Source organism: Streptococcus oralis subsp. tigurinus, assembly GCF_002093575.1.
GTDB lineage: Bacteria > Bacillota > Bacilli > Lactobacillales > Streptococcaceae > Streptococcus > Streptococcus oralis_CH.
The window spans coordinates 41,872-56,206 of the sequence record NZ_LNVH01000005.1 but is presented as its reverse complement, the minus strand read 5'-3'; the positions used below and the strand labels follow the sequence as shown (position 1 = coordinate 56,206).

Here is a 14,335-nt window from a genome sequence, read left to right as displayed (position 1 = left end):
TGTGTTTCCTTTCTATGAGTGATAGGTTTGATTGGTTTTGAGGAGTTTTAACATTGCCTCCCCTCTTTCAGTAATTTCCCCGCTATTTTGTATCATTTTCATGTATTCGGTCTGCATGATGCGATCTGCTTCTGAAACTAGGGCAAGGGAGTTCGCCACTTGGAAAGTTAGCCAACGGATGGTTCGTTCAATAGAGTAGGGTTGAGGACTGGTTGAGAGTTTCAAAGGTTCTACTCCACCAAAAAGTCGTTGCCATTTTTGGTCAGGCTTATAAGCTCCAAATTGATTGATTCCATCATAGACTTGCATTTCATGATTGATAACCCCACGGGCGATTTCCCCAAGGTCTACACCGTTGATGTATTCCTCGATAGCTCCTTGTGCTTTTTGGTCTGAAAAGCGAAGTTCGTAGCGATTCCAGATACCAAAAATCTCCAAGGATTCTTCCAAGGAGATATTTTCTTGACGGGCTAGTTCATAGCGTTTCTCGTAAAAGTTAAAGTAGAGTTGGCTTTGCCTTGAGCCAAAGTAGAGAGATAAACCGTGATTGGCTTCCATATCCTCATTATCAATAAAAGAACCACCCCCTGTTACATTCCATTTCCGAATGGTATTGAGGACAATTTCCTTGGCGTAGAGCTTCTCAATTAACTTAGGGATATGAATCTGTTGTTCCTCTTTTCCAAAGCCCTTGTAGAGCTCATCTAGAGCGATATCTAACCTCTTAATCCTGCAATCCTCATAAGCAAAGAAGAGATTTTGAAGGAAGGTTTGCCAGGTAATTCCTTTGAATTCTAGGAGCACTTCCAACTCACGGCATCCTTGCCCTGATAGTTGAAGACAGGATTGGTAGTCTTTGGTTTCTGTTTTATCAAAGAAATCAAAAATCCAGATATTGCCTCGTTGCCAAAGATGGGTGTAGTTCATGAGCCGTGTTTCTTGTGCGCTAAATTCGCTCAGATGACAGAAGAGAAAGTTTTCACAGAAAGATTCTAAGTCACGTAGAGCAGGAAAAGAGATTCGCAAGTAGTCAATCCGAGCACGCAATCTTTGTTTTTCATGTTCTCTATGAAAGCCTAGCTTGGCTTTTAGGTCACGGAACTTTTCAATGCTCAATCCTCTTTCGCCAGTTTCATAGGATCGATAGGTTCTAGTAGGTAGATCAACGGCTTCTGCAAATTGTTTTTGGCTCATACCTGTTTCTTGACGAAATTTCTTAAGATTGAATGGGTTGATTTTATCCATTCATGGGGACACCTCCTTTTTTATGAGTGACACACTTTTTTTGCCAAAGTGACACACTTTCTAAAATTTGTAATCCTAACTCTCACAAGGAATGAGGAGGGTTGGACGTTGCCATTTTGCCAAATGTAACCCCCCTATTAGAAATCGGGGGTTTCATCATCAGAAACTAGGAACTTCGGGCTGCGGTCTGCGCCTGACTTGCCGTCAGGCTTGCCCTTGCCCTTGTCCTAGTTCCTGATGACTAAGTGCCATCTGCACGGCTTTGGCATATGATTTTCGTCCGTCCTCTTCAAAGTGAATCAGAGCTTCTAAAAGGAGTTCTTCCTGAAGAGGAGTCACCAAAATAGCCGAGTCAGAACGGTCAAAAACGATTCCTTGTTCTTCCAAGAGATAAATAATCTTTCGAAGCATTGCGACTTTTAGTCCCTGCTCTTCCGCAAAATCCTTTAGTGGTCGTTGGTTGACATGGTTTTCTAACTGTTCTACCTCCTCTATTAGTTCTTTTGTTGGGACTAGTGAATCATAGTCTTTAAAGACAGAAAACTCCTCTCCTTCGAATTCTAAAATGGGAATTTGCGAGTAGGCCTCATAGAAAGAAAAGCCCTGGTCTAAGGGTACATAAGGTGAGAAAAACTCACCAGCTAGGTCTCCATTGTTTGCGATATAGCCTCGTCCCTTGACCTTAACACCATTGATTTTATCCAGTTTTTTAAACTCTTTGGTTTTATTGGCATCTCCAAACATCATGTCATATCCTGTTGATTCTAAATGACCGACTGAGAGGCGCTTCATAAAGTTATCCCGAAGAGCAGTTTTGACAAATTCCCCGTCAGGACGTTGCATGGCAAAGATGACATAGACCCCAGCTTGACGGCCTTCTAGGACTAGTTGGGTAAGGTATTCGGTGACTTCTGCTTGTAGGCTATAATCCCGATCAATTTTAGCGATAAGTGCTGCCCACTCATCAACCAAAATGAATTTAGGCTTCATCCCGTAATACGCAAAGTTCTTCCCCGCTTGAAACTCGGGAGAGGTAGACATGAGTTCATAACGTTTCTCCATGAACTCCACGTTTTCTCTAAAGCACTGGATAATATCTTCCTTACTGGTAAAGACTCGACCATGAAAGACAGAGATTTTTTTCAAACCAGATAGATCTGAATTTTTCGGATCACAAATATCAATAAAGCCAACCTTGGCAAGAGCATAGATGATGGACATAAGTAGGATGGTCTTCCCTCCACCTGTCCCCCCACCAATCAGCAAATGTGGTTCTTCGATAAAGTCCCAAACTACATCTTTCATGAGTTGGAGTTTTGAACCCTCGACCGCTACTTGGTCAATATCAATACGACTATCAATCCTATTGATGGCGATATCGTACTTAATAAAGCGTTTATCAAAGGTTTTGCTTCGAAAATCACCATTAAACATGACTTCAAGGGTTGCCCCAAGATTGAGAAATCGATCTTGAAACTTATTTCCTTCTAGGATAAAACTGACTTCCAAACCATAACGAGATTGTTTGAGATAAACTTGAGGAAGTCTAATTTTCTCTATTGTCCTTTTCTCCCGTTTAATTTTCTTGACTAGGTAGAGGTTGTTTTCTAAGAGAAAACGAGAGAGAATTCGCAAGCTATTGAGTTTTTGAAAAGCGAGTAGTTTCTCGTAGCAAAGCCAATTCAGGACTTGAGAGATGAGAGCGGATAGTAAGGCAAAGGCAAGAAGGTAGTAGGTTTTGGGAAAGGGTTGGACTTGTAGTTCCAAGTGGTGTTGATAGACATAATAAGTTAAGGCAAATAAAAAAGGCGACCACAAGATAAACCAAGTGATTGCCTTGATATGTCGATGATAGACTTGAACTCTTTGTCCACGGTAGGTAAAGAGTTTCATGTGTCACCTCCTAGTTTTCTTTCTTGTTTTCTACGGGTTTAGAGTCTTTAGGACTTGTCCCTTTTTTCTTAATCTTTGAAGCAAAGAGCTTGTAGATATCATTGCGGTTAACGTGAGTATGGGTAACGACAATATCTTCTAGCTCCACTTCCTCACGGTACTTGAAGCCCAAGTCCTCGATTTCAGACTCCGCCATATCGGCAATAGTGAAAAAGAGGGTTTCATGTTGGACTGAAGAATGAATCCCTACCACAACACCCCGAATTTCCCCCGTATTAACCTGAATGTAGGAGCCGTCAGGATTGCGTTGGGAACGGTCAATTTCATAGATGGTATCTGTTCCTTCAATCCCTCGGAAAGTAAGTTTTCCAAATACTTGAGGAATGTCTAGACCTTCTGAAATAACCCGATAGGTTTTGTCTGCAATTTGAAGTTTTTCTCCGTAGTTTAATCCGATTTTAGCCATGTATGTTTTCTCCTATTCTTTCTTATTTTTTCAAAACTAGTTTTTCAGCAAATACATTAAGTGCTGGGGCAACAGAATTTCCGTTTAGGGAAGTATCTGCGAGGAAAATGGGATTGACCACTTCGACTAGAGCATCTTCTGGAAAGACGGTAGCAGAAGCTGGTGTGATTACGTGGAAGGCTCCGTGCTTTTCATTGTTCAGTACGTGTCGTTGATATTTGCCTTCTTTTCCGAAGACATAGCGTGGCGCATTACCCAATTTTTCGTAGTAAGCAGTGCCGATAAATTCTGGTAGCATAACAAGTGTTTCTGGAATCATAGATATTTCCTTTCTGAGTATAAAATAAAAAGAGTTAAGCTAGTTGCTTCACTCTTGAGTAGTAATGAGTAAAAAGTTTTCGTTTAAACATTCTGGTATAAAATTGTACTTCACCTTGAGCAAAGCCAGTAAGAAGTGATTGATTGGCTAGTTTATCCAAATCCTTTTGGGCTTGATGATAGAGCTGTCCCTGGAGTTGTTCGGATACAGAAAACATGTCATAGGTGAATATGTAATTATTGTAGAGTCGTTCACATTGTTGTGCGAAAAAAGTTAGTCATAGTGTTCTCCTTTATTGTAAAAGTAAAAAGCTACTAAGAAAATGGACTTAGTAGCTAGAGTAAATCTATCTAGTAAATTAGATAGACAGCAGTAGAGAAAAGTTATTTGGTTGAAGGATTCCTCCTTCACGGTGGCAACGTTTAGCAAGGTGCATTGCATGAATTACCATCGCTTTCCCAGCCAATCTCATCAGGTAGTCATTGTCATACCCTTAAGATTCTCTTACGCCTTTTGGCGAAGCCAGTTCACTTTACTATTCGGAAAAGTGCGAAAGTCCGAAATGCGTGGAAGTCCACAAAATGTTTTAAATCTTCACTTCAACCATCAAACAGACTTGACTTTTCTTTCCAAAACGTTTACAATAAAGGTACGAAGTTTAGTGTAGTTTTGGCGATCAGTCCTCTGGTTGTCAGACGCACTTTTTATTTAATTGTCAATGATCGTGATTTAGCCTTGAAGATAAGGTTATTATTTTCAATCGCTATACAACTATTAGTTGTTGATTATATTATACAACCATTAGTTGTTAATGTCAACGGTTTTCTGCAAAATTTTAAAATATTTTTTTTGAGGTCACATATGGAATTCGCAGAACGCTTGAAAACACTAAGGAAACAAGTAAAACTAACACAAGCTCAAATAGCTGAAAAACTAGATATTTCCCAGCAAGCATATGCTTCGTGGGAACGTGGAGTAAAAAAACCAACACAAGAAAATCTTGTTAAGATTGCTCAAGTTTTGAATGTTTCAGTTGACTATTTAGTTGGAAACTCAGAAGAAAAATTAGACGAATTAGATAATATTGAATTGCTTTTCCGTATGAATTCTAAAGGATTGACTGATGAAGAAAAAGAAATCTTCAAAAAAGAATTGATTGAATTTATGGAAGAACGGAAGAGAGCGTTTAAGGAAGAAAAAAATTAATATGAAATTGATATATCTTAGAATCCAAAAAAGTCAAATTGGAATAAATGAAGAGGAGTTGAATTTTTCTGATCAGTTTGAAGTTGAATTAGTCGCTAATAATTTAGTAATTAAAGAGAAAGAATACAGTCAACCCAGTATTTATTCTAACCATATCTCAAATTTAAGTTTGTTAGTAGGAAAAAATGGAACCGGGAAAAGCACTATTTTAGAAAGTATTGCTTTAAATGGCTATTATAAAAATAAATTTCTTAAGTCGTTTCATACTCTTGCAATTTACTTTCTAGGAAAGTCAGAGTATAACGGAAAGGAATATCCATGGTTTTATATTGAATTGGATTCTTATGTTTCCAGACGTATAAATAATATAAAACAAACAGGTGTTCATGTTTTGGTTGATGATAGTTTTATTCGAATAGATAATAGAACTAAATTTTTTAGAGAGATAAAAATTCCAGAAGACTATCATCGAAGAGATTTAGTTTCTTATATTCGTATGCAACCCAATATCGATTGGTTAGCTAGAAAGGAATATATTAATGAAACATTTGAAAGAGACTGTTTTACTACTCAAGTTTCGAGTTTTGGAAAACTATCGGATCTGATTCAATTTATTAGTGAAAATGGTGACTTAAAAATCAACCCTGAAATTGAATTTAAAATAAAAAGTCAGTTACCATATCAATCACCTGCACAACTATTTTATCTTTACCATATGACTAATGATGGTCAATATGATTCATTTAATAGTTTTTATAGGGAATTCTATAAAGAAAATCAGATTAAACTTTACAATGTTGATAACAGAATTATTATTCCTGGTTTCCAAAGTGAACAATTTATTATAAATTATTTGGAGAGAAAGTTATTAAATTTAATCGAAATCGAACGACGAAAAACTGAGCAGGATTTGATCAGAATTTTAGATAAAATAACGAAGGAAAGGAATGGGGACTTTTCTTGGTATTTGAATCAGCAAGGTAAGGAGTATAGTATAAGGACTAGTGGTGAAAATGAACCACTAATAACTAAAATAGTCGAGGAGTCTTCGGCTGTAAAAGCAATAAGAAGTTCAAATGTTTTATTGGAACAAAATATAACAAGATATTTTAAAGACTGTATAAAATATTTAATCAAAGCTATTTCTATTTTTTCAGAAGAAAAAGTCCAATTTAAAGTTGAAATTTTAGAAAATTTATTAAGCTTAGGATATATAACTGCAAATGAACCAACAAAATGGAAAACGTCAGTATCATTTATTTCATCAAAAGAACAACGAGAACTCATACAGACTCTTGTGGATTCTGAAAGGGACTTATCTGTAAAATTTTCTAAAATTAGTGATGGAGAAAGTGTTTTTTTAAATACATTTAGTACAATTTTTTCAACATTAAGAAATGGTAAGTACAACAATAAAATAATATTGCTAGATGAGCCAGATTTAAATTTACATCCCGAATTGGCAAGAAACTTTATTAACACTCTAAATAATATTATTGAAAAATATTTTGTTGGAAATTCTTTACAATTAATCATTAGTACCCATTCGCCATACATTGTTACTGATGTGCCCAAAAAATCGGTATTTAATTTAATTGATAGGAAGGATTATTTAGGTGAGATTGATTCGTTAGGTTCGGAACAACGAATACTTATCAGAAATGCAGAGGTTTCATTTGGCGCCAATTTATTTGATTTAATGAGTGATTCATTCTTTTTGAAGGCAACAATTGGTGAATTTGCTAAAGAAAAAATAATCCAAATGTCAATAAACAAGAGCTTAAGAGATAGTTTACTAAATTATATTGATGATCCAGTCCTAAAGAGTCTGTTCATGAAAGGTAGTTAATGTTAAAGATTTTTCGAGAAGATGTTGATTTAGAAAGTTTAAATAGTTTACTTTCTGAAGTGAAGAAAGATGTATTAGAAAGTTTTAAGGATTTAGATAGTGTAAAAGAATTTTTTGAAATTTGTTTTGTAAGTAATGCTTCAACACTTGAAGAGGAAGTTTCTAAATTAATTGGTGAAACAATAAATTACTCTGAATTTGTTTTTAATCAGATTACTCCTATAATAGAAAAATTTGAATCTTATCATAGACTAGCACATTATCTAGATTGGTTAAGTCACTTAGCTACGGTTGATGAAACAAAAACAATTGAACGAGAGAAATTTAACGAGGCGCAACATTTTTTTCTTGAATTCAGGGAATTTTGTCAAGATAATGTCATTTATTCTCAATTAACTCAATGTGATTTTCTTGAAACGCTCGATTTTGAAATCGAAAATGATTCTCTTCTTGAAAATAAATCTCGCTTCAAACAAGCAGAAAAAGTTGAGTTATTTGAAAAAATTAAATCAATTAGAAATAAAATAAATCCGTTACAAGTAGCATGTGAACAGTTAAACGAAATATTCTCATATACAAAAAATATATCTCCCAGAAGGGGTGCATTTGCGGCCAACTTTCGACTAATAACGTGTCCCTATTGTAATATTAATAATTTAGATATAATGCATGCTGACACAAGTGGCGATGAGAAAAATATTTCTGCTATGTGTCAACTTGATCATGTGTTACCTCAAGCACATTTTCCATTGTTTGAATCTTCGTTTTGGAATTTAGTACCTGTTTGTAGTACATGCAATAACAAAAAAGGGGAAAACGAGATTCATTTTAATTCCTGGTTTATTTCTATTTCCCGTGAGATTGTAACTATAGATTTAAAGTACGATGTGAGAGATGAAGTTAGAGAAATGCTAATTCCTTCATTTAGGGACTTACGAAATGAGGAGATTACTTTTAATACACGATATAAACAAATTACAGACGATATTAGCATACTAAAACTTAAACAATTGTACAATAATCGATATAAAAGTCAAGGTGAACTAGGAGAACTTGGTATAGACATGAAGCAAGCTTTTCTAGGATTAAAAAATTTTAGGAAAGCAAGAGTTGAGGACTTGGCTGCTTTGCTTGATATAACTGACAGTGACTGTCTTGAGGACTTGTTTTCGTATTATTTTAAAGTTTCCTTCGCCGATTATGAAACTAACCACTATTCAAGAGTTTTATACGGAAAAATAATATCTGAATTTATACGAGAAAAAGGCATTGATGAAGTGATAGGTAATTTAAAACATATACAAAACCATGGTGTTAGTTAATTTCAAAATAGCATAAGTTATGAGCTAAAATAATTTGTTCAAATCGTAACTGTAGTTCTGCTAGACCTCTAGCTAATGTATTTTCTTATTTTAGTGGACAATTGTCCACTTTTTTTGTATAATAAACTCAACCTAATTGGTTGAGTTTTGTAAATTGTGATTTAAAGGAGGTACTGTTCGTTGGATGAATTATATTCAAGAGTAAGTGAAATCACAAAACAAGTCCTTTATCCGTATATAAAAGAAGAAGAAATTTCAACCCTGAACTATCACTTTCACTATTATTTTGATTATTGCATTCATGAGAATAACATTCAAGTCATTAGTCACCACTTTTCAAATCATAAAATTGAAGGTTTGACAGTTATTGATAAACTAGGGACGAGTTTTTCCTATGAGGAAGACAATCCTGTAACTAAGCGTAACTTTACCTTATGTCATGAATTAGGGCATTTCATTATGAAGCACGAGGGCTCTTATTTTACAGAGTCGGTGGATAATCAGGAATCGATTCTAGAGCGAGAAGCCAATGTATTTTCAGCTATTGTACTCATGCCTGATATCGTGTTACTATCCAAGATTTACTACGCTTGTGATTCTTTCCAAAAGGTCAAAGAGAATCTAGAAGTTTCAAAGCAGGCACTTTATTTCCGACTGATTGACTTGTTGAGAGTTTACCAAGTGGATGCCGAAACAGCCATCAAGCAGGCAGTAGATGAATACCTAGACGGTCAAAACGTCTCCCTTCACCATTACTTTCATCAACTGAAAGAAATATTGATTGAAGAATTCAATCAATATCAACCCTCTCTTATAGCACGGCTAAAAAAGAGGTTGAAACAAACCAATTTCGTGACGAGTCAAGAACTACCAGAGTTGCTTGACCAGAAAAGATGGGACGAGATTAGAGCAGTAAAGAAATTTAAGGTGTGGCTTGTTTATAATAAGGGAAAATCTTTAGCCTATGTGTGGGATAGCAACAAACTATCAGAGACAGAAGCTAGAAGAAAGGCAAATTTAGAATTATTAGTCATGTGAGGTGAATCATGTATCAACCAGAAAAATTAAAAGCTCGGAGGAAAGAGCTAAAACTAACACAAAAAGATATTGCAGATAAGCTAGGAATTAGCTATCAGGCCTATTCTGCTTGGGAACGTGGAGTCAAAGAACCTTCTATTGAGAAAGTGGCATTATTAGAGAAGCTTTTGTACGTCCCAAAAGGTTATTTCACTGAAATAGAGATTGTCAGACTTTATAATGTCCTCTCACCCAATGGAAAAGAACAAGTTGTGTCTTATGCTCGTGACTTAGTCACAGAAGAGAAAAATAAGAAGGTTGTCTCTATTGCTGAACCACGCTATGAATATCGGGTCTATGAAGAAATGTCTGCTGGTCTTGGTGCCACTATCTATGGAGAAAAAGAATACGATACGGTCTACTATAATGAGGAGCTAGGACATGATTTCGCTTCTTGGGTTTCAGGGGATTCTATGGAGCCTAAATATCCTAATGGTTCCGTTGCTCTAATCCGTGAGACGGGCTTTGATTATAATGGGGCAGTTTATGCAGTTGTTTGGAATGAGCAGACCTATATCAAGCGAGTCTACCTGGAAGAAGATGGCTTGCGCCTCGTTTCCATCAATAAAAAATACAAAGACAAATTTGCTCCTTATGACGATGACCCTCGGATTGTCGGAAAAATTGTCGGAAACTTTATGCCTCTGGAGGACTAGGTTATGGGAATCATTGACTATTCAAAAGAGCCTGTCAGTGATATTGCCTTTATTGATATGAAATCCTTCTATGCAAGCGTTGAGTGTGTGGAGCGAGGGCTTCATCCTCTTAAAACCTCCCTCTGTGTGATGAGTCGAGCGGATAATTCTGCTGGATTAATATTGGCATCATCACCTATGTTTAAGAAAGTATTTGGAAAAAAGAATGTTGGTCGGGCTTATGATTTACCCTTTGACGTTAAAACCAGAAAATTTTCTTACTATAACGCAAAAAAACAGGGACTTCCAACGAATCCAGACTTTGTTCGATATATTGAGGAATGGGCGAAGACCACCTTTATCGTCCCACCACGAATGGACAAGTACATTGAGGTTAATATGGAAATACAGCGAGTTTTCCAAGAATACGGTAGTCCCAATGAAATATACCCTTATTCAATTGATGAGGGCTTTATTGACCTAACGACTTCTCTTAACTACTTTGTTAGCAATCAGACCATATCCCGAAAAGATAAGTTGGATATGATTTCTGCTAAGATTCAAAAGGATATTTGGCGAAAGACAGGCATCTACTCAACCGTTGGTATGTCCAATAGCAACCCCTTACTTGCAAAGCTGGCCTTAGACAACGAAGCTAAGAAAATGCCCACCATGCGTGCAAACTGGTCTTATGAAGACGTAGAAAATAAGGTTTGGGCAATTCCTAATATGACAGATTTTTGGGGGATTGGTCATCGTATGGAAAAGAGATTAAATGATTTGGGAATCTTTTCTATTAAGGAACTTGCTAATAGTAATCCTGATTTACTAAAAAAGTCTTTAGGAGTAGTAGGGCTACGTCTCTGGTTTTACGCAAATGGAGTAGATGAAAGTAATGTTAATAATCCATATAAACCAAAGAGCACAGGATTAGGTAACTCTCAAGTCTTACCAAGGGATTATATCAGGCAACGGGATATCGAGATTGTTCTTCGAGAGATGGCAGAGCAGGTTGCTATTCGTCTTAGACGAGCAGGTAAGAAAACAACTGTTGTCTCTATTCATGTAGGCTATTCCAAACAGGAAAATAAAAAATCAATCAACACACAAAAAAAGATCGAAGCAACTAATCATACGGACACGCTAACTAATGTGGTTTTACAGTTATTTCATCAGAAATACAGTTCAGGTGCCGTAAGGAACGTTGCCGTCAACTATTCAGGTCTAGTGGATGAATCGTTTGGACTAGTTTCTTTATTTGATGATGTTGAAAAAATAGAAAAAGAAGAAAGGCTCCAATCAGCGATTGACAGCATCCGAGATCAGTTTGGGTTCACTTCACTTTTAAAAGCCAATGCTCTTGAGTCAGCATCAAGAAGCATTGTTAGAAGTAAACTAATCGGAGGTCATTCTGCTGGTGGACTAGATGGTTTAAAATGATTGATCGTTCTTATTTGCCCCATCAGTCTGCCCGAGAATATCAAGACTCAGGTATGCAAAAGTGGATGGGCTTCTTTTTATCTGAACATACCACATCACTAGGAGAAGAAAAATATCGTGTCGATCTAACTAGTGAGTTGAACAGAACAGAAAAATTATTGTTACTTTCTCAGCTTTATGTTGGGAATTTAAAGGGTCGCTTTATAGTCAAACAAAAAACTCAAAAAGTAATTCTGATTGGCGAAGTTAGAGAAATTTCAGCAAAAGAAGTATCCCTCAAGACTTATGAAGGATATCGATTGATTCAAGTGGAGGACTTCTTGAGCATCCAGTTATTAGAAGAGGTTAGCTATGAGTAGAAAAGAACTCTATGAAAATAAATTGCAGATGGATTATTTCTCAGAAGACTATATCCGATTCGAAGAAGACTTCCAGAAGTATTCAGCAATGAGTATACCCTTAACTTTTCTGATTGATGATATCCTTAGGACAATGGCAATGAATCAGAAGAACTACTTCAAACTTAATAAAGAAAATTCTAAAGATGGACGAGATCATTATTTTTACTTTGATGTAATCTTAAATGAGAATAAATTGATCAGGAAGTTTAAATATTTGAAAGTGACATTTTGTATTTAGAAAAATTATAGTTTGATTCTAAGTAACTAATAGGTGTTTATTATTAATGATGGTATAATAAAGGATAGCACAAAAAATGCATTAATGGAGTGGAAATATAGTATGAAGCCTTTTACAAAATGGGTTGGTGGAAAACGCCAGTTGTTACCACAAATACTTGGAATTTCACCTGATAAATTTAATAAGTACTATGAGCCTTTTGTAGGAGGAGGTGCTTTATTTTTTGAGCTAGCACCATCTAATGCAACGATTAACGATAGCAACGAAGAACTTATTTTAGCATATAAGGTAATCAAGGAAAATGTTGAAGAACTGATTCAGTTACTTAAGATACATAAGGAGAACAATTCAAAAGAATATTATTTGGATATTCGATCAGCGGATAGAGATGGCAGAATAGAAGTTATGTCTGATGTAGAACGTGCTGGGCGGATTCTATATATGCTGAGAGTTGACTTTAATGGTTTGTATAGGGTGAATTCAAAGAATCAGTTTAATGTACCGTATGGGCGTTACAAGCAACCTAAGATTGTAGATGAGGATAATCTTCGCAATGTTAGTGAATACCTTAAAGACAACGATATAACCATTCTTAATACTGATTTTGAACTAGCAACAAAAGATGCAAAAAAAGGTGATCTGATTTATTTTGACCCCCCGTATGTCCCGTTATCCAAGACAGAGAGCTTTACAGGTTATACCTCTGATGGTTTTGGTTATGATGAGCAGGTTCGTCTTCGAGATTTGTTTATTGAACTAGATAGAAGAGGGGCATTTGTTGTATTGTCTAATTCGTCTGCTGATTTAGTTTATGAACTATATCAACCATTTGCGAAAGAGATTATTGCAGTGGATGCTACACGAATGATTAATTCTAAAGCTGATAAGCGTGGTAAAATCAAGGAAGTATTGATAACTAATTTCAATATTGAGGTATAAAATGTTAAGTGATAAAATGTTTGAAATATCTATTCCTAGTGATAATGATGGATTTATTGTTTTAAAATGTCCAATTTGTAGTGAAAAATTTATGATTCAAATCCAAGATGTAAATGATGATAGCTTGATAGATGCTTGGTGTCCTAAGTGTGGGCTCAAAAGTGATAATTATTTAGATGATGATATAAATGACTTGGCAGAAAATATAATTCAAAACTATGTTGCTGATTTATTAAATAATTTTTCAGAAGATATGGAGAGGACGTTCAGAAACAATAAGAACATACAATTTAAGGGTGGTAAAAAGATAGATAAGGAAACAGAAATGCCAATTGGAAGGAAAGTTGGAGACTTCGAAGAGAAAAGATATTTGTGCTGTGATAAAGTAGTAAAATTACGAACTATATCAAAATTCGAGGGTGGCTATTGTCCATTTTGTGGGGAGTTAGTAGATGGAGATTAATAAAAAAGAGCTTAGAAAAATTAGCAGAAGATTTAGAACGTTGGCTTCAAATGTGATGAATGCTTATTTCAGGGAACAGACTGATGCATTAATAGAATTTCTGGATTATATAAAAAAGACATCTTTGATATTTGATTATGTTGAGAGTTTATCTTATGATGTAGAGGGGTTAGAATCAGAACTTGATAGGATTAATTCCTCATATGGAAATGAAACTTTAAATTTGGGGACTGATAGCCGTAAAAGAACTTATCTTCTATATAGAGCATTTGACTATATTGCCCTTAAAAAGTTGTCTACAACTAATTTTGGATGGTACTATGCACATAGTAAAAAATATCAAGATATGGCGAAAGCATTTGGTGATAGATTGATTTATCCATTTGTTTCAGAAATTGAGGAGTATATTAAGGATATTGCGACAGATATGGGATTTGATAGTGATAGTTCATATAACATAACGATTAATAGTTCAGGGGTACAAGTTAATATAGCTGAACATGGAAGTACAGTTAACGCTGAGCAGGGAAATATTATTAATAGCGAGGAATTCTCTAAAGCTATGGAGAATGTTGAAGATGCTATTGAAACATTAGAAAATAGCGAATCTAAATCAGTACTCAAGCAGAACTTGGAAATTATTAAAAATGAGATTCAAGAACCACAACCAAAGCAGACTATCTTAACTTCGGCTTTTAATACGATGAAATTTATTGCAACAACTGTTGCCTTAACACCGGATTTAATCGAAGGAATTAAGTTACTTGCTAATATTATAGGAATAACAATATAAGAAAGTAGTAGCCGTTAAAACGATTTAGTTAACATATGATCAATTAATT

The 14,335-nt window shown here is 35.4% G+C and carries 15 protein-coding genes and 1 pseudogene; 11 read left to right on the top strand and 5 right to left on the bottom strand.

Annotated features, from left to right (window positions below):
* Positions 1-12 precede the first annotated feature (12 nt).
* The 4 genes from ATE37_RS07460 to ATE37_RS07445 all read right to left on the bottom strand — a co-directional run bounded on the left by ATE37_RS07460 (position 13) and on the right by ATE37_RS07445 (position 3,923).
* On the bottom strand, positions 13-1,245 hold the full coding sequence (locus ATE37_RS07460; RefSeq protein ID WP_084868567.1) for a replication initiation factor domain-containing protein: 1,233 nt from the start codon (positions 1,243-1,245) through the stop codon (positions 13-15).
* Between the two features lie 204 nt (positions 1,246-1,449).
* On the bottom strand, positions 1,450-3,138 hold the full coding sequence (locus ATE37_RS07455; protein ID WP_084868566.1) for an FtsK/SpoIIIE domain-containing protein: 1,689 nt from the start codon (positions 3,136-3,138) through the stop codon (positions 1,450-1,452).
* A gap of 10 nt (positions 3,139-3,148) precedes the next feature.
* Positions 3,149-3,604, bottom strand: coding sequence for a conjugal transfer protein (locus tag ATE37_RS07450; protein WP_084868565.1), 456 nt, complete (start codon positions 3,602-3,604; stop codon positions 3,149-3,151).
* 22 nt (positions 3,605-3,626) lie between these two features.
* Positions 3,627-3,923, bottom strand: coding sequence for a cytoplasmic protein (locus ATE37_RS07445; protein ID WP_084868564.1), 297 nt, complete (start codon positions 3,921-3,923; stop codon positions 3,627-3,629).
* 861 nt (positions 3,924-4,784) lie between these two features.
* On the opposite strand from ATE37_RS07445, the gene ATE37_RS07435 reads away from it, so the two are divergent.
* From ATE37_RS07435 to ATE37_RS07425, 3 genes are read left to right on the top strand one after another with little or no spacing between them, the layout of a single operon-like run.
* Complete coding sequence (locus ATE37_RS07435; RefSeq protein ID WP_084868562.1) at positions 4,785-5,129, top strand: helix-turn-helix domain-containing protein; 345 nt, start codon at positions 4,785-4,787, stop codon at positions 5,127-5,129.
* 1 nt (position 5,130) lies between these two features.
* Positions 5,131-6,978: an AAA family ATPase gene (locus tag ATE37_RS07430; protein WP_084868561.1), complete on the top strand. Its 1,848-nt coding sequence runs from the start codon at positions 5,131-5,133 to the stop codon at positions 6,976-6,978.
* Positions 6,978-8,300: an HNH endonuclease gene (locus ATE37_RS07425; protein ID WP_084868560.1), complete on the top strand. Its 1,323-nt coding sequence runs from the start codon at positions 6,978-6,980 to the stop codon at positions 8,298-8,300. The genes ATE37_RS07430 and ATE37_RS07425 overlap by 1 nt, the downstream gene beginning before the upstream one ends.
* Here ATE37_RS07425 and ATE37_RS10670 read toward each other — a convergent pair.
* A pseudogene (locus tag ATE37_RS10670) lies at positions 8,293-8,385 on the bottom strand (IS982 family transposase); the annotation flags it as partial. The gene ATE37_RS07425 and the pseudogene ATE37_RS10670 sit on opposite strands and share 8 nt — an antisense overlap.
* A gap of 95 nt (positions 8,386-8,480) precedes the next feature.
* Here ATE37_RS10670 and ATE37_RS07420 point away from each other — a divergent pair.
* From ATE37_RS07420 to ATE37_RS07385, 8 genes are all read left to right on the top strand, one after another.
* Positions 8,481-9,338 carry an ImmA/IrrE family metallo-endopeptidase gene (locus ATE37_RS07420; protein WP_084868559.1) on the top strand — a complete coding sequence of 286 codons (858 nt, stop codon included), beginning with the start codon at positions 8,481-8,483 and terminating at the stop codon, positions 9,336-9,338.
* Positions 9,339-9,346: 8 nt separating this feature from the next.
* A complete protein-coding gene (locus ATE37_RS07415) occupies positions 9,347-10,033 on the top strand; it encodes an XRE family transcriptional regulator (protein ID WP_084868558.1) in 687 nt (228 codons plus the stop codon).
* 3 nt (positions 10,034-10,036) lie between these two features.
* Positions 10,037-11,452 (top strand): Y-family DNA polymerase, encoded by a 1,416-nt coding sequence (locus ATE37_RS07410; RefSeq protein WP_084868557.1) that lies wholly within the window; start codon positions 10,037-10,039, stop codon positions 11,450-11,452.
* Positions 11,449-11,811, top strand: coding sequence for a hypothetical protein (locus tag ATE37_RS07405; protein WP_084868556.1), 363 nt, complete (start codon positions 11,449-11,451; stop codon positions 11,809-11,811). Before ATE37_RS07410 ends, ATE37_RS07405 begins: the two co-directional genes overlap by 4 nt.
* Positions 11,804-12,091 carry a DUF5960 family protein gene (locus ATE37_RS07400; RefSeq protein ID WP_084868555.1) on the top strand — a complete coding sequence of 96 codons (288 nt, stop codon included), beginning with the start codon at positions 11,804-11,806 and terminating at the stop codon, positions 12,089-12,091. Before ATE37_RS07405 ends, ATE37_RS07400 begins: the two co-directional genes overlap by 8 nt.
* Positions 12,092-12,193: 102 nt before the next feature.
* Positions 12,194-13,030 carry a DNA adenine methylase gene (locus tag ATE37_RS07395; protein ID WP_084868554.1) on the top strand — a complete coding sequence of 279 codons (837 nt, stop codon included), beginning with the start codon at positions 12,194-12,196 and terminating at the stop codon, positions 13,028-13,030.
* A gap of 1 nt (position 13,031) precedes the next feature.
* Complete coding sequence (locus tag ATE37_RS07390) at positions 13,032-13,493, top strand: hypothetical protein (RefSeq protein WP_084868553.1); 462 nt, start codon at positions 13,032-13,034, stop codon at positions 13,491-13,493.
* Positions 13,483-14,286 (top strand): conjugal transfer protein, encoded by an 804-nt coding sequence (locus ATE37_RS07385; RefSeq protein ID WP_084868552.1) that lies wholly within the window; start codon positions 13,483-13,485, stop codon positions 14,284-14,286. Before ATE37_RS07390 ends, ATE37_RS07385 begins: the two co-directional genes overlap by 11 nt.
* Positions 14,287-14,335 lie beyond the last annotated feature (49 nt).

Excerpts from the sequence above, each read along its gene's own strand:
- ATE37_RS07450 (WP_084868565.1), bottom strand. The coding sequence starts at position 3,604 with ATGGCTAAAATCGGATTAAACTACGGAGAAAAACTTCAAATTGCAGAC.
- ATE37_RS07445 (WP_084868564.1), bottom strand. The coding sequence starts at position 3,923 with ATGATTCCAGAAACACTTGTTATGCTACCAGAATTTATCGGCACTGCT.
- ATE37_RS07455 (WP_084868566.1), bottom strand. The coding sequence starts at position 3,138 with ATGAAACTCTTTACCTACCGTGGACAAAGAGTTCAAGTCTATCATCGA.
- ATE37_RS07405 (WP_084868556.1), top strand. The coding sequence starts at position 11,449 with ATGATTGATCGTTCTTATTTGCCCCATCAGTCTGCCCGAGAATATCAA.
- ATE37_RS07430 (WP_084868561.1), top strand. The coding sequence starts at position 5,131 with ATGAAATTGATATATCTTAGAATCCAAAAAAGTCAAATTGGAATAAAT.
- ATE37_RS07410 (WP_084868557.1), top strand. The coding sequence starts at position 10,037 with ATGGGAATCATTGACTATTCAAAAGAGCCTGTCAGTGATATTGCCTTT.
- ATE37_RS07390 (WP_084868553.1), top strand. The coding sequence starts at position 13,032 with ATGTTAAGTGATAAAATGTTTGAAATATCTATTCCTAGTGATAATGAT.
- ATE37_RS07400 (WP_084868555.1), top strand. The coding sequence starts at position 11,804 with ATGAGTAGAAAAGAACTCTATGAAAATAAATTGCAGATGGATTATTTC.
- ATE37_RS07415 (WP_084868558.1), top strand. The coding sequence starts at position 9,347 with ATGTATCAACCAGAAAAATTAAAAGCTCGGAGGAAAGAGCTAAAACTA.
- ATE37_RS07395 (WP_084868554.1), top strand. The coding sequence starts at position 12,194 with ATGAAGCCTTTTACAAAATGGGTTGGTGGAAAACGCCAGTTGTTACCA.
- ATE37_RS07385 (WP_084868552.1), top strand. The coding sequence starts at position 13,483 with ATGGAGATTAATAAAAAAGAGCTTAGAAAAATTAGCAGAAGATTTAGA.
- ATE37_RS07425 (WP_084868560.1), top strand. The coding sequence starts at position 6,978 with ATGTTAAAGATTTTTCGAGAAGATGTTGATTTAGAAAGTTTAAATAGT.
- ATE37_RS07460 (WP_084868567.1), bottom strand. The coding sequence starts at position 1,245 with ATGGATAAAATCAACCCATTCAATCTTAAGAAATTTCGTCAAGAAACA.
- ATE37_RS07435 (WP_084868562.1), top strand. The coding sequence starts at position 4,785 with ATGGAATTCGCAGAACGCTTGAAAACACTAAGGAAACAAGTAAAACTA.